Below are 20,014 nucleotides of genomic sequence, written 5' to 3'. Positions count from 1 at the left end.
GAGCAGAGAAAGTGTCTCAGTTTTGAGTTTGTTGAAGCACAATTTGTAAGACACTTAGACTTTATGCGACCAGTCGCTAAAATGCTGGCCGGTTTAGGGTGCCACTTAATGGTTGGGCAGGCTGGGCGTACCATTGTCAGCACTCACTATTTAAAAGAAGTGGACATTCGTTACCTTAAACTTCATCGCAGTTTAGTAGCAAAAATCGACCAACGTCATGAAAACCAGCTATTTGTTCGCAGTATGCTAGGTGCGGCGGCAAACAGTAAAACTAAAATTATAGCAGTGGGAATTGAGAATCAGAACGAGCTCAACACATTAATTGAGCTCGGGGTTTATGGTGGGCAAGGGCGTTACTTTTCTGCGGAGCAGCAGTTTCTTCCTCGTCCCCAAGCGTTGCCGAATTCTCAATCAGAATCCCAAGTTAAATTGGGAAGACGAAATCGCTGGCGGAAAAAATAAAGATAATAATCATGGATTTCAAAGCACTATTCGACAAGCTTAAGCGATCATCTAGTGGTGGTCGCTCCTGCTTTTTGGTTATTCAGCCAGACGCCGTTTATTTATCATCTTCAATCAAAAGTAGTCGTCCATACCAATTTGATATTTCTGAGTCCAATTGGGAAAAAGCCGTTGAGCAAGCATTGAGCGTTGCAGCGAGTGCGTATGATTCATTAACGGTTGTTCTTTCTCATAACTATTACCAGATGTACCAAATCGACAAACCGGTCATGCCGCGTCAAGAATGGCCAGCCGCATTACCGTTTTTGTTGAAAGAACTGATCTCTGAGCGTGCTATCGACATTATTGCCGATGCGGTCGAGTTACCGAATTCAACCAAAGTGCAAGCATACGTCTTATCGCGAAAAATATTGGATAAGATTGTGTTACTGGCCAGTCGAGCCCAGTTACCATTAGAAGCCATTCTTCCTGAAGACGATATTTGGGGAGAGACTGCGGGTGAACTAGGAAACTTCCTATTATTACAACGCAGTGTGCGTGGTCATTTCCGTATAAGCGCTTTTGTCGAAAATACTATTGCGTTCCACCGCTCTATTCGCAGTGTGACGCCACCGTTAACGGGGGTTCCGTCTAGCGATTTACAGATGGACAGTCTGTCGTTAGAACTGCAACGTTCGATTGACTATCTTTCATCTCAGTTACGCCACGTGCAATTACATCAATTGAAAGTGTGCTGTGATGAAGAGGATGAGAGCGAGCTTGTTCAGGCTCTGAACTACCGTTTAAGTACTAAGGTTTCACCGTTATTACCACCAGAACATGAGCTATCAGGACATGTTTTGGCTGACACTGCGGCTACTTCAAATACTCGACGCGTCAACTTATATCCCGATTACTTAAAACCGAAAAAAGAGCTCCTGACGCTAAAAAATATCGCGTTATCTTGGGGCGTTGCGGCGGCTGCAATTCTATTTTCTTACGGTTATGTCACTTGGCAGAGCAGCGGTTTGGAAGATGAGATTGCTATTGTAAAAAGTAAAGGCGATATCATGAAGTCAGAGCTTGAACGTTATCAAGTCAAGCTACGTAAGCATCAACCTGACAATAATAAGCTGGCAGCTAAAGCCCGCTTAGAACGTGAAGTCAAGGCGAAGCGAGACTCGCTTAAAGCTGTCGGGAAATACGATGACTCGCAACGCACGGGTTACTCTGGCGTGATGCAATCATTAGCGAAGCTAGGAAACCAAGAAATTTCTTTGTCCGAAATTCGAATCAATACCCATACCTTAGACCTGAAGGGACTAGCGAAAAAACCGAGCTCAGTGCCAAATTGGGTTAGCCAATTTAAAAACGAAATTAGCTTGGTTGGTCGAACGTTTGACGACGTCAAAATAGGTCGAAATGATAAGGATATTGTGACGTTTGAACTAAAAACGCGCGAGGATAAAGAGAAATGAACGAATTCTGGCTCTCATTAGAAGGGCGCTTTGGCGAAATGAGTACGCGTGAAAAGGTGCTCACTGCATTGTGCGGTTTAGTTGTCGTAATCATGTTGCTCTTTACGCTGGTATTGGAGCCAAAGCTTAACGAGATCATCAGTAATGAGAGGCAACTAAGTAATTTAAAGCAAGCAAATCAAAAGATTGAAATCGATACGCTACGTATTCAGGCGCAACTTAAGAAAGATCCAAATGCTGAGATTGATCGCGCGATATCTAATCTGTTAGCTGAGAGTCAGCATCTTTCGATGCAATTAGCGGAGATCATCGAGCATCTTATTACACCTTCGCAAATGGCTGAGCTGCTTGAAAATGTGTTGGAGCAGCAAAGTGGCATTCACCTTTTGTCTCTGCAAACCTTGCCATCTGAGCCAATAACGGAAGATAAAGAAGCATCGCAATACTCTGGTTACTACGTGCATCCTGTTCGTATGGAACTGACTGGTGACTATTTTTCTATTGCTAATTATCTGAATAAATTGGAGAGCCTTCCTGCGAGTTATTACTGGCGAAGCTTTAGTTATAAAGTCGAAGAGTACCCGAAAGCGAAGCTTGTGTTAGAAGTCTACACACTAGGATCTAGAGAGGAGTTTATTGGTGGTTAACAAACTCATCATCTCATTGCTTGTTATGGCAGCGGCAGGAACCGCTTGGGCAAACCAAGACCCAACGGCCCCACTTGGTTGGGAAAAGCCAGCGGTTGAAACGTCAGCGAAACCAAAAGTTAAACGGTACCGACTGCCTAAGCTCAACAGTATTGTGTGTAAGCCAAGTACTGATTGTATCGCGATTATGGATAACAAACTTGTCGAAAAAGGCGAGCTATTTAAGGGTTATCGCGTCGCGAGCATTAATAGTGAATTTGTAACTTTAAAGCGTGGTAACCGTCAGTGGGACCTAGAGCTTTTTGATTTAAACGTAAAACAATAATAACCAGAGCCCGATCAGATATGCGCAAATTAGTTGTAGGAATAACGATTGCTTCTTTAATGGGATGTTCAATGGGTCATCGGAATCCAGTGGAAGTTAAAGAAGCGCTCAATGAATCGATCAATCAAGCGAACAGCCGCACATTGGAAGAAATCCCTTCTTCTGTTGAGGCAGACTTGATGCCAAATTTAGACTCGAACGTTGCATCAGAGCAAGGCACCTCGAAGCGTTTTCGTATTCAGGCGAATTCGGTCGATGCAAGAAGCTTTTTCGCCTCATTAGTGAAAGGCACTGAGTACAGCGTGGCGATTCACCCATCGGTACAAGGTAATATCACCGTCAACTTGTCAGATGTGACATTGGATGAAGTTCTGAATGTCGTACAGAATATGTATGGCTATGACGTGGTGAAGTCTGGCAAAGTTATTCAAATCTACCCAGCAGGTATGCGTACTGTGACCATTCCAGTCGATTACCTGCAGTTCAAGCGTTCTGGTCGCTCATTAACCAGCATTGTTACGGGCTCTGTAACCTCGGCTGGTACGTCTAATTCTGGTGGTAGCTCAGACAGTTCTGACTCGTCAGACTCTAACAATGGAAACAACAACGATAGCTCGACCACATCTACGGGTGGTACACGCATTGAAACCATCACTGAGAGTGACTTCTGGCCTATGCTGCAGCAAGCTGTTGCGAATCTAATTGGTTCAGGCAAAGGGCAAAGTGTGGTTGTAACGCCACAAGCGGGAGTTATTACGGTTCGAGCATTTCCAGATGATATTCGCGAAGTACGCGAGTTCTTAGGTGTATCGCAGGAGCGCATGCAGCGCCAGGTCATTCTTGAAGCTAAAATCCTAGAAGTGACGTTGAATGATGGCTACCAACAAGGCATCAACTGGTCAAACTTATCGGCGTCAATTGGTAACTCGGGTAGTATCGTAGTCAACCGCCCTGCATCGGCATTACCACCATTGGATGCGATTGGCACGCTCTTGGGCGGTCAAACCAACGTGACTATTTCGGATGGTAACTTCAATGCAGTGTTGAGCTTTATGTCTACGCAAGGTGACTTGAACGTCCTTTCGAGCCCTCGTATTACCGCTGCCAACAACCAAAAATCTGTCATCAAAGTCGGTACCGATGAGTACTTTGTTACCGAGCTATCGAGTAATGCAGGCAACGGTGAAAACTCAAATGCAGTTCCTGAAGTGGAACTGACGCCATTCTTCTCGGGTATTTCCCTCGATGTGACTCCGCAAATTGATAACAAAGGCAATGTGTTCCTGCATGTTCACCCCGCAGTTATTGAAGTTACAGAAGAAGTGAAGCAATTGAACTTGGGCGGAGATTTCCAAAACATCCAACTGCCATTAGCGAAAAGCTCTATTCGTGAATCAGACTCGGTTATTCGTGCTAAAGATGGCGATGTTGTGGTTATCGGCGGGTTGATGAAACAGCAAAATCGTGAGCTTGTTTCTAAAGTCCCATTTTTGGGCGATGTACCAGCATTGGGGCATTTGTTCCGCAACGTGAATAACGTAACTGAGAAAACAGAATTGGTCATCTTGCTAAAACCGACCGTAGTTGGCGTGAACTCTTGGCAGAAAGAGCTAGAGCGCTCTCGTGATCTGCTGCAAGAGTGGTTCCCAGATGCGCAATAAGCGCTGGGAAAGGTTCTGTTTTTCAATAGGTTTGTGATTCGAGTATGTACTTGTCACACTTTGGATTCCGAGTTCAGCCTTTTTCGTTAACCCCAAATACAGAAATGTTCTTGGGGTTAGTCCCTCACTATGAGGCGATCCAAACCATCCTAGCTGCCGTGCAAATGGGAGAAGGGGTGATTAAGGTGACGGGAGAAGTAGGCACTGGAAAAACCATGGTATGCCGTAAGCTGATCGAGCAGATTGAATCTGAAGTTGAGCTTATTTACTTACCCAATCCAGTGTTGAATGGGGAACAGTTGCAGTTTGCTGTCGCCAGAGAGTTGGGTATCGAGAACGATGATCCGCTGCGTATCGTTTCCCTCATTCAAGAGCACTTGATTCAAGTACATTACTTGGGAAAGAAAACCGTCTTGATCGTTGATGAAGCGCAAGCTCTTTCCCCACAAGCTTTAGAAACATTACGTCTATTTGGCAACTTAGAAACGGAACAAGATAAGCTCATTCAATTGGTGTTATTCGGACAACCTGAGTTGGATGAAAGATTGGCTAACCATGAGCTAAGGCAATTTCGTCAACGCATTACGTTTAGTTGCCAGTTACGTCCTCTCTCTATCGATGAAGGCGTGGCTTACATCAATAATCGTTTAGATAAAGCAGGCAATGGGGCGCACATTTTTTCTATTGAACAGAAAAAAGCGATTTGGCGTTCATCCATGGGGATTCCGCGCTTGATAAACCAAATTAGCCACAAGTCGTTGCTTGCTGCATTTAATGAGCGTTGCACACTATTGAAAAATCATCACGTTTACGCCGCTATGCACGATACGTTTGATGCCCGTAAACCTAAGTTTAAAACACCCGTATTTTGGGGATGGAGTCAACCTTGAGTGCCATCAATAAAGCATTATCAGAACTTGCTGAAAAAACATCGCCGTCAGAGCTTACTCGTGCGGAGATTCCAAGTGTCTCACGCAGTAAACCTTGGCTTTGGCTTGTCGCCGGTTTTTCGTTAAGCCTTGCGGTTGGTAGCTGGGCGGTCTCTCGCGGTCCTGTCCCTTCAGGCGAGCTATCACAGTTTCAAACCGACGCTATGCCACTGTCGTCTGTGAATGTCTCACCAATTGTTTCATCGGAGCGCACTCACTCGCCAACGAGTAAAATGACGCCCGATACAACTCAAGTGGTTTACACTAAACCAGCCACACAGCCGGTGGCGCAACAGCCTCACATGCAAGAGACTGATAGGTTCACGCCAAGATCTGAGATAAATATCGCCTCTGATGATGCAGTTTTACTCGCGCAGTTAGCAACGATGCCGAGCGAGGAGCAATACGATCACGTAACCCACACAACATCAGAAAACAGTTCAATGCGCATTGAGCAGGTTGAGCTTACTCACCGCCAATTATCTCTTAAAGCGGTTAGCCGAGCGGAAAAAGCACTGGATGCTAACGATATGCAAACGGCGTTATCGGCTTATGCCGAGGCGTTACGTTATGAGCCAATGAATGCAGACACGCGTCAAAAGTTATCAGCGTTGTACTTTGGTAAAGGTGACACGCGTAAAGCATATGAGATTATTCAAGAAGGTATCAACCTAGATACGAACAACCAAGTACTCCGCTTGGCCTTGTCTAAGTTGTTAGTGAAAGCTAATCAACCTGAAGCGGCGCTGAGCCCGCTTGTTCATTTGCCTCCAGTACCAAGTCGAGATTACTTGGCGATGCGTGCGGCATTGGCACAAAAACACAAGCAAAATGACATTGCGCTTGAGAGCTATCAACTCCTAACTCAGCGTGAGCCGGAAAACGCGCGCTGGTGGTTAGGTTTGGCTATTCAACAAGAGCGCGCCCTGGCTTTTACTGCCGCGATTCACTCTTACAACCAAGCTCTGGGTAAAGTTGGCATTTCGAATCAATCGCAAGCATTTATCCGTGACCGTTTGAGCATCTTGAAAGAGTTGGAGAGCGCACAATGAAAATTCAGTTGAGAAAACGCTTGGGCGATCTTCTGGTAGAGGAAGGTATCGTCTCTGAAGAACAAATCCAGCAAGCACTAAACGCACAACGCAGTACCGGGCAGAAGCTAGGGGATGCGTTAATTGACCTTGGCTTTATTACCGAAAAGCAAATGTTGGACTTCTTGTCTCAGCAGCTTGGTTTGCCACTGATCGATCTTGGTCGTGCGCCTGTGGATGCCGAAGCCGTGCAGATTTTACCTGAGGTACACGCACGTCGCTTACGTGCGATGGTCGTTGCTCGAAATGGGGACACACTGCGCGTTGCTATGAGTGACCCTGCGGACTTGTTCATCCAAGAATCATTGATGAACTTGTTAGGTCAATACAACCTTGAGTTCATTGTGGCTTCAGAGCGTCAGCTTATTTCAAGCTTTGACCGTTATTACCGCCGTACTAAAGAGATAGCCTCCTTTGCTGAACAGCTGCATGAAGAGCATAAAGATGTACAAAGCTTTGATTACGGTATTGATGAAGCCGATAGTGAAGAGGTTACCGTTGTAAAGCTGGTTAATTCCATGTTTGAAGATGCGGTACAGGTTGGAGCTTCGGATATTCATATTGAGCCAGACGATCAAGTATTGCGTTTGCGCCAGCGTATTGATGGCGTATTGCATGAAACGCTCTTAAATGAAGTGAATATTGCATCGGCTTTGGTTCTTCGACTGAAGTTGATGGCACACCTAGATATTTCTGAAAAGCGCTTGCCGCAAGATGGCCGATTCAATATCAAAGTTCGTGGCCAATCAATTGATATTCGTATGTCGACGTTACCAACGCAGTACGGAGAATCTGTAGTAATGCGTCTGCTTAACCAGTCCGCTGGTTTGCGTCCGTTAGAAGAGTCGGGCTTGCCGCCAGACTTGCTTGCTCGCTTACGTCGACAGTTGGCGCGTCCGCATGGCATGATTTTGGTTACCGGGCCGACAGGTTCCGGTAAAACCACCACGCTTTACGGCGCATTGAGTGAGCTCAACGAACCTGGGAAAAAGATCATTACAGCAGAGGACCCGGTTGAATATCGTCTGCCTCGTATCACTCAGGTACAGGTTAACAGTAAGATCGATCTAACTTTCTCGCGTGTTCTTAGAACCTTTTTACGTCAAGACCCAGACATCATTCTTGTTGGTGAGATGCGTGACCAAGAGACGGTAGAAATTGGTCTGCGAGCTGCACTAACGGGTCACTTAGTATTGAGTACTCTCCACACCAACGATGCTGTCGACAGTGCGTTACGTATGATCGATATGGGAGCGCCGGGTTACTTGGTTGCTAGTGCAGTCAGAGCCGTGGTGGCGCAGCGTCTTGTGCGCCGAGTTTGCCCAGATTGTAAAACAGAAGACCACTTAGATGAGTCTCGCCAGCAGTGGTTAGCTGGGCGTTTCCCAAATCAAGTTAGCACCATTTTTTATAAAGGCGCAGGTTGCCAAAACTGTAACTTGACTGGTTATCGAGGCCGAATCGGTGTGTTTGAAATGCTCGAACTTGAGCAAGAGATGATGGATAAATTGCGCGCCAATGATGCGGTTGGCTTTGCGCAAGCCGCGCGCCGCTCAGAAAACTATAAGCCACTGCTTGCTTCTGCAATGGAACTGGCGCTACAAGGCACCGTCAGTTTGGATGAAGTGATGACCCTAGGTGAGGGTGATGCTTCTGGTAAGACTGATCCCATTTTCATATAGGTAAGTGAATGCCAACTTTTCGTTATCAAGGCCGCACGCTAGACGGCTCATCCACTAACGGCAAAATCGAAGCAGTGAACTCAGAAGCTGCGGCGGAAGCTTTGATGAATAAAGGGGTCATCCCGCTCAATGTACGGTTAGAGAAAGAGTCGGCAAAAAGCCAAGTGAGCTTATCTAAGCTGTTTGTGCCTGCTATTCCGTTGGAAGTAATTATTCTTTTCTCTCGCCAGTTGTTTAGTTTGACTAAAGCTGGCGTACCTTTGCTGCGCTCTATGCGTGGCTTGTTGCAAAATTGCGAAAACAAACAGCTCAAAGAGGCGCTAGAAGATGTCGTTTCTGAACTGAGTAATGGCCGAGGTTTGTCTTCTGCGATGCAGCAACACAGCAAAGTATTCAGCCCACTGTTCGTTTCTATGATCAACGTCGGTGAGAATACGGGTCGGCTTGACCAAGCGCTATTGCAACTGGCGAATTACTACGAACAGGAACTTGAGACTCGCAAACGCATTAAAGCGGCGATGCGTTATCCGACGTTTGTCATTATCTTTATCACCATCGCCATGTTTGTATTGAATATCTTGGTGATCCCTGAGTTTGCATCGATGTTCACGCGCTTTGGGGTTGAGCTACCATTGCCGACGCGTATTTTGATCGCGACTTCTAATTTCTTTGTAAATTATTGGGTGTTGCTGGTTGTGGCAATGATTGGCGCGTTTACTGTATTCAGAGCGTGGGTGGCGACGGCTGATGGTCGGGAGAAGTTCGATAAGTTTCGGCTTCGGCTGCCAATTGTAGGCGATATCGTTAATCGTGCGCAGCTTTCTCGTTTTGCCAGAACCTTCTCGTTGATGCTGAAATCAGGGGTGCCACTTAACCAGTCTTTGGCTTTGGCCGGGGAAGCCTTAGGGAACCGTTTTTTAGAAAACCGAATTCTTGAGATGAAGTCCGCAATTGAAGCGGGTAGCACCATTTCAGTGACGGCCATCAACAGTAAAATATTTACCCCATTGGTGATTCAGATGATTGCAGTAGGTGAAGAAACTGGTCGTATTGATGAGTTGCTGCTGGAGGTGTCGGACTTTTACGATCGAGAAGTCGATTACGATCTAAAAACGCTAACCGCAAGAATAGAACCATTACTTTTGGTGATTGTCGCAGGCATGGTCATGGTGCTGGCATTGGGTATCTTCTTACCAATGTGGGGAATGCTCGACATCATCAAAGGCGGCTAATAGGTGGTTGAAAATCAAAGCCGAGCAACGCTTATTGTGTTTGGGGTTATTGCTACGATTATGGCGGTGGGTTTGTCGGTCAAATTACGTCCTATCACTGAGCAAGCACAAGTAACTGGAGCGAAGTTGGCGAGAGTTTGGATGCAAGACAGTGTTCAGCGTTATCGTCAAGCTTGGCTAGTACAAGGCGAGCCAGAACATATGCTGATGGATGGTTTTAACCTTACTATGACAGAGGGCGGGTTAGTGTCTCCCTTTACTCAGCAAGGTGTATTAGATTGTGGTTATTGGCTAGCGGTGCATTACCCCCAACGTAAAATAATGACCAACAAGTTAATAGATATCAGTGGAGCCATCAAAACTGATCGTTATGTCTGTCAATACACTTATGAAAATGGTCAGTCGATTGTAGTTATTTCAACAGCTAATCAACTGAAAATAGACGTCGAAATGTCGGCGGAGTGAATTTTTTGACACCTAATCACTATAATTGGTATTGAAAGTCGGTATAATGCAATCATTACCATAAGTAAGAAGCTGTAATAGAGGGTAAACAATAATGTGTTTTTCTCATTGCAGCATGAACTGAATAATGGCGAATCGTCATTCTGCTCAAGCGGTAGATACAGTATCCACTTCACGGTCAGTTTTAGTGAACGTTGCTGCCCCAAACCGTTTTGACAATATCCAAAATGGTCGCGTGACCTAAACGAAACTTTGCAGTTGTACTGCATGCTTACATAGAGAGAGTAAACAATGAAAAGACAAGGTGGTTTCACCCTTATCGAATTGGTAGTGGTAATTGTAATCCTAGGTATTCTAGCGGTCACTGCAGCACCACGTTTTTTGAACCTGCAATCTGATGCTCGTGAATCTGCACTTCAAGGCCTGAAAGGTGCCATGGATGGAGCTGCTGGTATTGTATATGGTAAAGCAGCAATTGAAGGTGTTGAAGCTAGTGCTAGTGATGTGGACGTTGAGGGAGTAACGACACTTTATGGTTTCCCAAAAGCAGACTCTTTAGACGATGCAGTCAATGGGTTATCAGAAGACTGGTACAGCGCAGTTAGTGGTAGTACACAACTAATTGCCACATTTAAGAATGCTACAGTTGCCGATGCAGATGCGCCCAAAGCTGCAGAGCTTGTTAAAGGTAACTGTTACGTAAGTTATACACAGGCGAGTGGTACTGGTACAGCTTCGGGTGCTTCAACATCAATTGTAGACACTGGCTGTTAACCTTATTTTTGTGTACAAAGGCCAGCTAGTCTGGCCTTTATCTCTTTATTTTGATTAATTTCGGAATAGTTCATATGCGTAAATCATCGGGTCTTAGTGCAATAGAGTTTGTAGTTGTGCTGGTTATCTTAGGTGTGATCGGTTATGTGGTATTACCAAGATTTATCAGCTTTGAACCAGAAACTTATGAAGCCAAGTGGGAGCAAACCAAGCAAACCGCTGAGCACGTTTCTGAGACGCTAAGCAACAAAGAAACCTACGATCGAATTGAAGAAGAAATTGGTCGTTCAAAAGGGCAAAATAACTAGACATTGGTTATTTGTTCGTCTGTTCACACTTCGAATCGAAAAATTATAAACCTATCATTAATCTCATAATTTCATCGTATACTTATCTCGCTTGTTCTAAGCCTAAGGTTGGGTTATGAAAATTCGCAGCTCTGCATTAGGGTTCACGTTAATGGAGTTAATCCTCGTGATTGTTCTCCTCTCTATCCTTTCACTTTTTGCAGCCAGCCGTTTTATGGGATCTGGCAGTTTCTCTGCATATGCATTACAAGAACGCGTGATTTCTGTGATTCGCCAAGTGCAGGTGAATCGTATGCAGTCGAATGCTACAAGTCCTGATAACAACTTTCGTTTACAAGTTTCTAGCTCATGTGTTGGTTCGGTTACTGCCTGTGCTCTAACAGGCAGTGCACAAGATGCCCGTAGTGACGTGGTTATCGATAAGTCCGCAAGGTTTTCCGTTATCAGCGGTGCCGCAAATACAATTAATTTTAACCTTCTCGGCAATCCTGTAAGTGGTGCTGTAAACATCTTAATTGAAGATAAACATGGTCGAAGCCGATGCCAAGTTGAAATTAATACTCAAGGTTATGTTTCAAAAGGTACATGCTCATGAAGAAATCTAGTGGCATGACTTTGATAGAAATGATCATCGCGATTGTTTTAATGGGCATTGCGATGGTGGCGTTTACTTCTTTTCTTGTCCCTCAGATTCGAGATTCCGCCATCCCTCATTATCAAACCCGCGCGGCCGCATTAGGCCAAGGTTTCATGTCTCAGATATTGGCGCGAGGCTTCGATGAAAACAGCGACTTTGATGGTGGTTTGGTACGCTGTGGTGAGACTGTCCTTGGTGGTACGGATTGTTCCACAAGTCTTGGGGCGGATAGTGGTGAATCCAATCCAACTAGTTTTAATGATGTCGATGACTATATCGGTTGCTGGTATACGAAAAGCACAAAGGCTAAATGTAACTCTACGCCGTTATACGAGCTGAGTAACGTTCTTGGCACGTCTATGGCAAATGATTACAAGAACTTTCGAGTTGAAGTGAAAGTGCAATACGTTGAATCAGATGGAACGGGTGTCAATAATCCTTCACAGGAAGATATCACGCCTTACAAACGAGTCACTATGACTATTTACGCCGGACAAACACAGCCTTTAACACTGTCTGCGATAAGGGGAAATTACTAATGAAAAATTGTGGTTTCACTTTAATAGAAATGGTCATCACTATTGTGATTGGTAGTTTTATCATGCTCGGAATTGCTGGTTATTTGCAGTTAGGAGCAAAGGGCTATGCTGATACTATTGATAGGCAGAGACTACAAACTCAGGCGCAATTCGTTATTGAGAAAATATCTCGAGAGATTCGTCATGCGGTGCCGAATAGTTTTTTTATCGATGAGAAAGAGAAAAACTGCCTGATGTTTATGCCTATAGAGCACTCTGGTTTTTATGCGATTTCTGGTAATGATATACAGTTTGTGGTGGGTTTTTTTGGTAATAATGCTCCCGAATTTGATAGTGGCTTGAAAATGGTGATTAACCCAACACGGTTAAGTGATTTAACCTCATCCACTCATAGTGTTGATGTTGGAGCGCTTTCTCCAGATTCGAATAAATCATACAAGATCATTAACGGCGCTAGTTCAGTAACTAGTCGCTCCGTTTCTAATCGACATTATCTCTATGATTCATCTAAGTCAGTGAAATATTGCTTTGTAGGCGCACAGATACAGCGTAACGGCGAAATAATTGCCGACAATCTTGTTTATGTTGATGATCAATCTCAGAGCTATTTCAAATATGACGATACATCGCTTCACCGAGGCGGGCTGGTGCATCTGAGGTTCGTGTTTGAACAGTCCGGTGAAAGTAGTGTGTACCAACAAGATGTGCAGGTGCTGAATGTTCCATAATAAGCAAAAAGGCAATGTGTTAATTGTGACGCTCTTTGTCATTATCGTAATGGGGTACTTGGCTGCATCACTAATGAAAGTGACTTGGTCTAATCAAAGTGGTTTAACGCGTGAGTTTTTGGGTACAAAGGCATGGTTTACAGCTCAATCGAGTAATGACTGGGTGTTAACTCAGTTTTTTCCTTTAGGTGGTTCCGCTGCTGTTGAAACTCGTTGCGATGATATTAAGGCTAAAAGCGTTAAGCCTGACAGTGGCTTGTTTGATAAAGCATGCAAAGTTACAACGATTGAATGTCAGGAGGCAGGTAAGCTACCAGGGGACTTTCCTGGTGAAGAAGTGGTGCTATATGTGGTTAAAAGTGTGGCTGTTTGTGGTTCTGGAGTGTCTAAAGTTCAACGTCAGCAAGAAGTTTGGGTAAGGGAGTAAATTACAATGAAAAAAATAATAACATCGTTACTTACGGTAGCTCTTTTCCTTTTTTCGTCAATCAGTTTTGCTGCAGTAAATAACAACCCTCAGTTTGAATTTGGCACCATCCCTGCTGAAAATTGTAAGGTATTGAATAATGAACGTGGTGTTACATGTGATATCGAGTTTCAGAACACCTACGATGAAGAGCCGCTTGTCTTTGTGATGTCGACGATTGATGCGTCAATGTCTAACTTCGCGGATAAGAGGACGGAGTATCCTTCAAATTTACGTATATGGTCAAAGTCCAAAACTCAGGCCACAGTAAAGCAGTTGTTTCCGCCACATAGCGCGGCATGTAAGCGATTGAAGCAAAACAATAACGGGAAGTGGCGATGCACGGACAACAATAATCAAGGTGAGAGGGTGACTTTCGTTGATGCTCCCATGGAAGACATAGACTACCTCGTTATCGAACCTGGTGTTATCAAGTTTGATGGGGATGCCATGATTGTTGCGGGTAAGGTAAGCTCCGACCTTACTTATTCGAATATTGGTGGTACAACCTACAAAAGTAAAAATGTGCTATTTAGGGACTTTGGTCTAAATACTTCTTTTGCGTCTGCCCCTGGCGTCTTAGTTCAATTACAAACTAAGAATAACTACATTAATGGGCAACCTTTGTGGCTGAGTTCAATTGCACTTAATCCTACAGTACAAGGCTTCTCATTGATTTTAGATCGTTCAGAAGTTACGAAGAATGCTGTGCTAGCTAAATCTGAGGACGTAGCTTTTGTTGCTGGTCTCGGGCAAGGCTTTGTGAATGGTCGTAAGTTCTGGTTAGGGGATGGCTCTACACGAAATACGTTGGGAGCATTGGACGACAACGTCATTAAACCAATTACAGAGGGTTGCTTACAAGTGAGTAATTTTCCTGTTTCTGGCTTTAAGTCTGCACCTGTATTACTTGCGTCTAAAAGAACGCGTAATGGTAACAATGGTGGTTGGCTACGTCGCTGCTCAGTGACAAAAACAGGTGTAGCTCTTATCAATGAAGAAGATATGCAGAGAGACTCGGAACGTGGTCATGTTGTCGAACCATTCTCCTACTTCCTTTTCGATAAACCTCCAGTTGATGGGGTTTGTGAACTTTTCCCTTCGCCAGCTCAAACATGGTCTAGCAACACAAATGCTTTGTTACAGATGAGCAATAGAACCAAAATAACGGGAGCTCAACTCAGTAATGGCAAGAGGTATGTTGGTTTTTCTCCAAGCTCGATTGATATAAGAAATGAAGCAAGCTGTGATGGGCAAAGTTGTTTGGGTGATTCCGGGTTAATGGTTACAAAACAAGAGCTCGAGAGCTTTAGGAGTCCGGATGACCCTAACTTGAATAATGTCAATGTTTGGGAGAGTGAGCGTGAATTTTCGAATAATGAAGTTATTGGAAACCTTTCAGTCGGTAAAGGCACAGTAACTTTTAAAACGGGTACTTACTGGGTTGCCAGCATCGACATTAATAATGGTGGTGTGATTTCGATACCTGCTGGTGAAAAAGTTACTATTCATATCAAAAAGCTTTCGATGAGCGGTAAGAAGGAAGACGGTAAGAAAAGTTGGTTTAAAGAAGAGAATACCACGACTAAATCTGGAGAACTTGTCGTTCTTGTTCACGGTAGTCAAGATTCTAATGTTCTACTAAGTGAAGATAGTGAGTTTGTCGGTCTGCTATATAGCGAGTCAGATGTTAAAGTGGATAATAACAGTATCGTCCGTGGTGCGGTAACTGCGCGTCAAATCTATATGACAGAGGATGCGCAAATTATAGCGACCGACAACCACTGTTTTACGCCTTCTGACAACTATGAAGTAACGCTATCTCCAGCAACACAATATGCGCTGATGTGCGGGACAGAGCAACCTAGCTTTGAAATAGAAACCAAGAATGATGGCTATGCGGAAAGTACAGGGGTTACTGTGCAGGTTTATCCTGATGCCGATAAGTTCTCTGTAGAAGTCGCTGATAGCACTGGTACAGGCACTTACCCAAGCTTTACTACAAGCAATGTGTCTTCGAAGCTTGGTAAGTTGAAGCTACAAGTTACCGTTACAGATCAAAATGGTATTGAGCTTAATGACGAATATACGTTAAAGGTTACGGTGGACAATGATCCATCAAAAACGCAGACGTCTACCTTCAAATTTGTACCATTCAAGTTTGACGTAGATGACCAAGCAATCGTAGCTGGTAAAAATTATCAAATAGAAACAAGAGTATTAGCTTGTAGCGATGGCCAGCAAACGGTAGTGAAAAGTTACACGGGCTCACCAAGTGTTCAGTTGGAAATCGAAACACCAGCTGACGGGCGCAGTGACGCGAGCTTATTAACATATGAGCCTAAATTTATTGACTCAGAGCAAGGTAAGACATCTGATACCTTTAAGCTAATGGAGTCGGGCTTGTACACAATCAAACTCGAAGATGCGAATTTCACGTGTGATCCTCAGTACTCAGATGGGTGTCCAATCGCTCCGGATGAAGAGAAAGGTGAGCAAGAATCAGTGGTTCTCAATGGCTCATTCAGCGTTAAGTCTCGACCATGGAAAATTGCCGCATGTAATATTGTGGCGAAAAATGGTGGAAAAGCTAACCCTGAGACACAAGCTACTGGTGATGGCTTTATTGCCTCTGCTGAAAGCTTTAATGTGACCTATAAACCAGTCGTTCATAGCGACTCACGTGGTAATGCTACCAATGTTTGTGAATACCCACTGACACAAAACTATTTCTCTGATTCAAATACGGCTGCACCACTTGATGCTGAGTTTTCTGTCTTGTATCCATTGGGTAGTGATATCGCCAACTTAGACCCAAGTAAAGGTTCAAGCTTAGACTTTAGCTCTGAAGAAGCTAAATCGGGTAAAACAGTTGAATACGTTTGGGATGAAGTTGGCTCTTTAAACCTTAAAACTAAAGCAACGTATTTGGGAGAGAAATTAGATGAATATGACGTCACCGTTGGTCGTTTCTATCCTAAATACTTCCAAGTCATCGCCAGCGATTGGAATTACCCTGGTTCACAAAGTTTTGCTTATATGAATCAGCCTTTTGATGGGGTCGAGTTTAGCGTGGAGGCATTGAATGCTAACAAATCTGCGATTAAGAACTATGCAGACTTTGTTACAAAAGCGGAGTTCAACCTAGACGATATTGACCATTACTCTGATCGATTCGATGCGCCTGATTTTGGCGCAGGAGACTGGAGTAACGAATCTGATAAAAGTATCGGAGACTTCTCAGTCGGTAATAGTGGTCAGTGTATCGGCAGTGCTTGTTGGAACAAAGATCTTGGTGGTAGCTACCCTGATGGACCATTTAACTCTGTGACTGGTACTGCCAAATCAGAGATAGGTTTGATATATACCAACAATGCTGACCCTGTTGAGTACATTACTGACGGAGATTTCAACTCCCGCTTAGTTAGGCAACCCGACATCCGCTTTGGTCGTGTTGACCTAGATGATGTAGGTGGTAACCAAGGTTCGACATTGCATGTGCCACTTCGAGTTGAGTACTGGAATGGTAGCCGCTTTATCGCCAACCCTAATGACAATCAAACCGATGTGAAAGGTGTCACTGCCGCTGAAACGCATATTTGGCCAACAGGTGCTGGAGCCACTCCCAAAGCAGTCACGTTAGGAGCTGGTGGAGAAGTTGCTTCTGGTTCTTCTCGTTCTGTCACCGCAACTCAAGCTGAACCATATCGCCAGCAAACGCGCGTTTGGTTAGATCTTGATGATTCAAAAAATGGCTTACCTTGGCTCAAGTACAACTGGGACAATAAGAAAGCTGGTGAAGAAAACCCATCCTCCGTCGTCACCTTCGGTATTCACCGTGGTAATGACCGTGTGATTTACCGTGGTGAGCCAGGGTTAACCGGACAGTAACAACTTAGGTTTTTGCCCTTAAGTTAGGAAACTGCAAGAAATTGAGGCTTTCTGCTCATGTTTGTGTACCAATACCTTGCTGTGACAGCGAGGCATTGGTACATTTAGAGCAATTTTTGTCTTCTATATTTTTGCAGGATGAGCGAAGAGTATGTTTAAGAAACTTCGTGGCATGTTTTCTAACGATCTATCTATCGATTTAGGTACAGCCAACACTCTAATTTACGTAAAAGGGCAAGGAATTGTCCTTGATGAACCTTCTGTAGTTGCTATTCGTCAAGATCGTGTAGGTTCTGCAAAAAGCGTTGCTGCAGTCGGTCACGCAGCAAAACAGATGCTTGGTCGTACACCTGGCAACATTTCCGCTATCCGCCCAATGAAAGACGGCGTAATCGCTGACTTCTACGTAACCGAAAAAATGCTTCAGCACTTTATCAAGCAAGTGCACGATAACAGCATCCTAAAGCCAAGCCCACGTGTTCTTGTTTGTGTTCCTTGTGGTTCTACCCAAGTTGAGCGTCGCGCAATTCGTGAATCAGCACTTGGTGCTGGTGCCCGTGAAGTTTACCTAATCGACGAGCCAATGGCGGCGGCAATTGGTGCTGGTTTACGCGTATCTGAGCCGACAGGTTCAATGGTGGTCGATATCGGTGGTGGTACAACTGAAGTTGCCGTTATCTCTCTAAACGGTGTGGTTTACTCATCGTCTGTACGTATCGGTGGTGACCGCTTTGATGAAGCTGTGATCAACTACGTACGTCGTAACTACGGCAGCTTGATTGGTGAAGCAACGGCTGAAAAGATCAAACACGAAATCGGTTCTGCTTACCCAGGTGATGAAGTTCAAGAGATTGAAGTTCGCGGTCGTAACCTTGCAGAGGGTGTGCCACGAAGCTTTAGCTTGAACTCAAACGAGATCCTAGAAGCGCTTCAAGAGCCGCTATCTGGCATCGTATCAGCAGTCATGGTTGCACTAGAACAGTGCCCACCAGAGCTTGCTTCAGACATTTCTGAAAACGGTATGGTACTAACCGGTGGTGGTGCACTACTTAAAGACCTAGACCGTCTGCTAATGGAAGAAACTGGTATTCCTGTGGTTATCGCGGAAGATCCACTAACGTGTGTGGCTCGTGGTGGCGGTAAAGCTCTAGAAATGATCGACATGCACGGTGGCGATCTGTTCTCTGAAGAATAAAGGTTTAGGTGAAGCTCATGTCGGGCTTCACCTTCATTTCTGCTCTCTCTGTAATTCAAACATGCTCCATACCTAAAAGTATTTAGTTAAGTATTTTTAGGTGCCAAGTAAGGCTCAATAATCATGGAAGCAATCAGGTCAAAAACAAGATGAAACCGATTTTCGGCAGAGGTCCGTCTCTGCAATTACGTCTGTTTTTTGCTGTCATCGTGTCGGCGAGCTTAATGCTGGCCGATAGTCGTCTAGATACGTTTTCCAACGTTCGATACCTACTAAACAGTATGGTTGCACCGATTCAGTACGCAGCGAATTTGCCTCGTAGTATGTTCGATGGCGTATTTGAACGTTTTAATTCTCATCAGGCATTGGTTGAAGGCAATCGCAGCTTAAAGCGAGAAGTGCTACGCCTGAAAAGCGAGCTTATCTTGCTCGACCAATATAAAGAAGAAAACCAACGCCTACGTAAGTTGTTAGGATCTTCATTTGTCCGTGATGAAAAGAAAGTCGTGACAGAAGTAATGGCGGTGGATACTTCACCTTATCGTCATCAAGTGGTGATCGATAAAGGCCGTATTGATGGTGTTTACGTTGGTCAGCCTGTTATCAACGAGAAAGGCATCGTTGGTCAGGTTACGTTTGTCGCAGCGCACAACGCACGTGTTCTGCTGCTAACGGACGCGAAAAATGCAATTCCTGTCCAGGTGATCCGCAATGATATCCGAGTGATCGCATCGGGCAATGGTGAAATGGATGAAATCCAACTGGAGCACATTCCAACCAGCACAGATATTCAGGTTGGTGATTTATTGGTGACATCCGGTTTAGGTGGTATTTACCCTGAGGGATACCCAGTCGCGACGGTTACCAATGTGGATCACGATACGCGTCAAGAGTTCGCTTCAATCAAGGCTGAGCCGGTTGTGGAGTTTGATCGCTTACGCTACCTACTGCTGATTTGGCCGAATGAAGACCGTCAACACAAAGTACTGCGGTCCAATGTAGATGAAGGGTTAGAGCAAGAACAAGAGGTAACCGATGGCCAATAATGTATTGAGTAGCCGAATGGTGATTGGCGTCAGTTTCTTCGTTGCGCTGGTACTGCAAACCATTCCATGGCCAGGTGTGTTAGATGTGTTACGTCCGTCATGGTTGTTCCTTGTCACGTGTTATTGGGTGTTGGCACTACCACACCGAGTGAACGTCGGAACTGCGCTAGTGTTGGGCTTATTGTGGGATATCTTGATCGGCTCAACGCTTGGAATTCGTGGCATGATGATGTCGATCGTTATCTACCTCGTGGCGCTGAATTTCCTGTTGATTCGCAACATGGCTTTGTGGCAACAGTCGATTTTAATTGCCTTTTTTACTGCGTTATTGGAAGTTCTGATATTCTGTGGGGAATATTTGAACCAGGACGTAGTATTTAATCCATTATCTCTGTGGACGGCGGCAATAAACTGTATACTTTGGCCATGGATGTTTTTATTAATGCGACGAGTTCGTCGTGCATGGCACGTAAGGTAAA

The 20,014-nt window shown here is 44.6% G+C and carries 20 protein-coding genes; all 20 read left to right on the top strand.

Annotated features, from left to right (window positions below):
* Positions 1 to 462 (top strand): EAL domain-containing protein (locus tag R7E00_RS19115; protein WP_318124459.1); only part of this gene is annotated, 462 nt, incomplete at its 5' end.
* 11 nt (positions 463 to 473) lie between these two features.
* A complete protein-coding gene (locus R7E00_RS19110; RefSeq protein WP_167415479.1) occupies positions 474 to 1,919 on the top strand; it encodes an MSHA biogenesis protein MshI in 1,446 nt (481 codons plus the stop codon).
* Complete coding sequence (gene gspM, locus R7E00_RS19105) at positions 1,916 to 2,566, top strand: type II secretion system protein GspM (protein WP_005381197.1); 651 nt, start codon at positions 1,916 to 1,918, stop codon at positions 2,564 to 2,566. The genes R7E00_RS19110 and gspM overlap by 4 nt, the downstream gene beginning before the upstream one ends.
* A complete protein-coding gene (locus R7E00_RS19100) occupies positions 2,559 to 2,891 on the top strand; it encodes a hypothetical protein (protein ID WP_005381196.1) in 333 nt (110 codons plus the stop codon). Before gspM ends, R7E00_RS19100 begins: the two co-directional genes overlap by 8 nt.
* A gap of 20 nt (positions 2,892 to 2,911) precedes the next feature.
* Positions 2,912 to 4,552 carry a pilus (MSHA type) biogenesis protein MshL gene (gene mshL, locus R7E00_RS19095; protein ID WP_258513925.1) on the top strand — a complete coding sequence of 547 codons (1,641 nt, stop codon included), beginning with the start codon at positions 2,912 to 2,914 and terminating at the stop codon, positions 4,550 to 4,552.
* 44 nt (positions 4,553 to 4,596) lie between these two features.
* Positions 4,597 to 5,442, top strand: a complete 846-nt coding sequence (locus R7E00_RS19090; protein WP_053303467.1) for an ExeA family protein — start codon at positions 4,597 to 4,599, stop codon at positions 5,440 to 5,442.
* Complete coding sequence (locus R7E00_RS19085; protein ID WP_262606369.1) at positions 5,439 to 6,533, top strand: tetratricopeptide repeat protein; 1,095 nt, start codon at positions 5,439 to 5,441, stop codon at positions 6,531 to 6,533. Before R7E00_RS19090 ends, R7E00_RS19085 begins: the two co-directional genes overlap by 4 nt.
* Positions 6,530 to 8,254 (top strand): GspE/PulE family protein, encoded by a 1,725-nt coding sequence (locus R7E00_RS19080; protein ID WP_005381188.1) that lies wholly within the window; start codon positions 6,530 to 6,532, stop codon positions 8,252 to 8,254. Before R7E00_RS19085 ends, R7E00_RS19080 begins: the two co-directional genes overlap by 4 nt.
* Before the next feature lie 8 nt (positions 8,255 to 8,262).
* Positions 8,263 to 9,486, top strand: coding sequence for a type II secretion system F family protein (locus R7E00_RS19075; RefSeq protein ID WP_005381186.1), 1,224 nt, complete (start codon positions 8,263 to 8,265; stop codon positions 9,484 to 9,486).
* A gap of 3 nt (positions 9,487 to 9,489) precedes the next feature.
* Entirely contained in the window at positions 9,490 to 9,951 is a 462-nt protein-coding gene (locus tag R7E00_RS19070) for an MSHA biogenesis protein MshF (RefSeq protein ID WP_171343297.1), read from the top strand.
* A gap of 291 nt (positions 9,952 to 10,242) precedes the next feature.
* A complete protein-coding gene (locus tag R7E00_RS19065) occupies positions 10,243 to 10,725 on the top strand; it encodes a type II secretion system protein (RefSeq protein WP_130545228.1) in 483 nt (160 codons plus the stop codon).
* A 74-nt stretch (positions 10,726 to 10,799) separates the two neighbouring features.
* Positions 10,800 to 11,033: a hypothetical protein gene (locus tag R7E00_RS19060; RefSeq protein ID WP_017821316.1), complete on the top strand. Its 234-nt coding sequence runs from the start codon at positions 10,800 to 10,802 to the stop codon at positions 11,031 to 11,033.
* Positions 11,034 to 11,148: 115 nt separating this feature from the next.
* Entirely contained in the window at positions 11,149 to 11,628 is a 480-nt protein-coding gene (locus R7E00_RS19055; protein ID WP_017636197.1) for a type II secretion system protein, read from the top strand.
* Complete coding sequence (locus R7E00_RS19050) at positions 11,625 to 12,209, top strand: type II secretion system GspH family protein (protein WP_262606368.1); 585 nt, start codon at positions 11,625 to 11,627, stop codon at positions 12,207 to 12,209. Before R7E00_RS19055 ends, R7E00_RS19050 begins: the two co-directional genes overlap by 4 nt.
* On the top strand, positions 12,209 to 12,937 hold the full coding sequence (locus tag R7E00_RS19045) for a PilW family protein (RefSeq protein ID WP_213987487.1): 729 nt from the start codon (positions 12,209 to 12,211) through the stop codon (positions 12,935 to 12,937). Before R7E00_RS19050 ends, R7E00_RS19045 begins: the two co-directional genes overlap by 1 nt.
* Positions 12,927 to 13,364, top strand: coding sequence for an MSHA biogenesis protein MshP (locus R7E00_RS19040; protein WP_213877784.1), 438 nt, complete (start codon positions 12,927 to 12,929; stop codon positions 13,362 to 13,364). Before R7E00_RS19045 ends, R7E00_RS19040 begins: the two co-directional genes overlap by 11 nt.
* Positions 13,365 to 13,370: 6 nt before the next feature.
* Positions 13,371 to 17,294 (top strand): DUF6701 domain-containing protein, encoded by a 3,924-nt coding sequence (locus R7E00_RS19035; protein ID WP_262606367.1) that lies wholly within the window; start codon positions 13,371 to 13,373, stop codon positions 17,292 to 17,294.
* 151 nt (positions 17,295 to 17,445) lie between these two features.
* Positions 17,446 to 18,489, top strand: coding sequence for a rod shape-determining protein (locus tag R7E00_RS19030; protein ID WP_005381144.1), 1,044 nt, complete (start codon positions 17,446 to 17,448; stop codon positions 18,487 to 18,489).
* Positions 18,490 to 18,638: 149 nt separating this feature from the next.
* Positions 18,639 to 19,535 (top strand): rod shape-determining protein MreC, encoded by an 897-nt coding sequence (gene mreC / locus R7E00_RS19025; protein ID WP_005381142.1) that lies wholly within the window; start codon positions 18,639 to 18,641, stop codon positions 19,533 to 19,535.
* Positions 19,525 to 20,013 (top strand): rod shape-determining protein MreD, encoded by a 489-nt coding sequence (gene mreD / locus R7E00_RS19020; RefSeq protein ID WP_005381141.1) that lies wholly within the window; start codon positions 19,525 to 19,527, stop codon positions 20,011 to 20,013. The genes mreC and mreD overlap by 11 nt, the downstream gene beginning before the upstream one ends.
* Position 20,014 lies beyond the last annotated feature (1 nt).

It is taken from the genome of Vibrio sp. Vb1755 (genome assembly GCF_033338635.1).
Lineage (GTDB): Bacteria > Pseudomonadota > Gammaproteobacteria > Enterobacterales > Vibrionaceae > Vibrio > Vibrio alginolyticus.
The sequence above is the reverse complement of the archived record's forward strand: the minus strand, read 5'-3'. Positions and strand labels throughout refer to the sequence as shown.

Bases quoted from the DNA above. Each gene is read 5' to 3' on its own strand.
- R7E00_RS19110 (WP_167415479.1), top strand. From the start codon at position 474: ATGGATTTCAAAGCACTATTCGACAAGCTTAAGCGATCATCTAGTGGT.
- gspM (WP_005381197.1), top strand. From the start codon at position 1,916: ATGAACGAATTCTGGCTCTCATTAGAAGGGCGCTTTGGCGAAATGAGT.
- mshL (WP_258513925.1), top strand. From the start codon at position 2,912: ATGCGCAAATTAGTTGTAGGAATAACGATTGCTTCTTTAATGGGATGT.
- R7E00_RS19090 (WP_053303467.1), top strand. From the start codon at position 4,597: ATGTACTTGTCACACTTTGGATTCCGAGTTCAGCCTTTTTCGTTAACC.
- R7E00_RS19080 (WP_005381188.1), top strand. From the start codon at position 6,530: ATGAAAATTCAGTTGAGAAAACGCTTGGGCGATCTTCTGGTAGAGGAA.
- R7E00_RS19075 (WP_005381186.1), top strand. From the start codon at position 8,263: ATGCCAACTTTTCGTTATCAAGGCCGCACGCTAGACGGCTCATCCACT.
- R7E00_RS19065 (WP_130545228.1), top strand. From the start codon at position 10,243: ATGAAAAGACAAGGTGGTTTCACCCTTATCGAATTGGTAGTGGTAATT.
- R7E00_RS19060 (WP_017821316.1), top strand. From the start codon at position 10,800: ATGCGTAAATCATCGGGTCTTAGTGCAATAGAGTTTGTAGTTGTGCTG.
- R7E00_RS19055 (WP_017636197.1), top strand. From the start codon at position 11,149: ATGAAAATTCGCAGCTCTGCATTAGGGTTCACGTTAATGGAGTTAATC.
- R7E00_RS19050 (WP_262606368.1), top strand. From the start codon at position 11,625: ATGAAGAAATCTAGTGGCATGACTTTGATAGAAATGATCATCGCGATT.
- R7E00_RS19045 (WP_213987487.1), top strand. From the start codon at position 12,209: ATGAAAAATTGTGGTTTCACTTTAATAGAAATGGTCATCACTATTGTG.
- R7E00_RS19040 (WP_213877784.1), top strand. From the start codon at position 12,927: ATGTTCCATAATAAGCAAAAAGGCAATGTGTTAATTGTGACGCTCTTT.
- R7E00_RS19035 (WP_262606367.1), top strand. From the start codon at position 13,371: ATGAAAAAAATAATAACATCGTTACTTACGGTAGCTCTTTTCCTTTTT.
- R7E00_RS19030 (WP_005381144.1), top strand. From the start codon at position 17,446: ATGTTTAAGAAACTTCGTGGCATGTTTTCTAACGATCTATCTATCGAT.
- mreC (WP_005381142.1), top strand. From the start codon at position 18,639: ATGAAACCGATTTTCGGCAGAGGTCCGTCTCTGCAATTACGTCTGTTT.
- mreD (WP_005381141.1), top strand. From the start codon at position 19,525: ATGGCCAATAATGTATTGAGTAGCCGAATGGTGATTGGCGTCAGTTTC.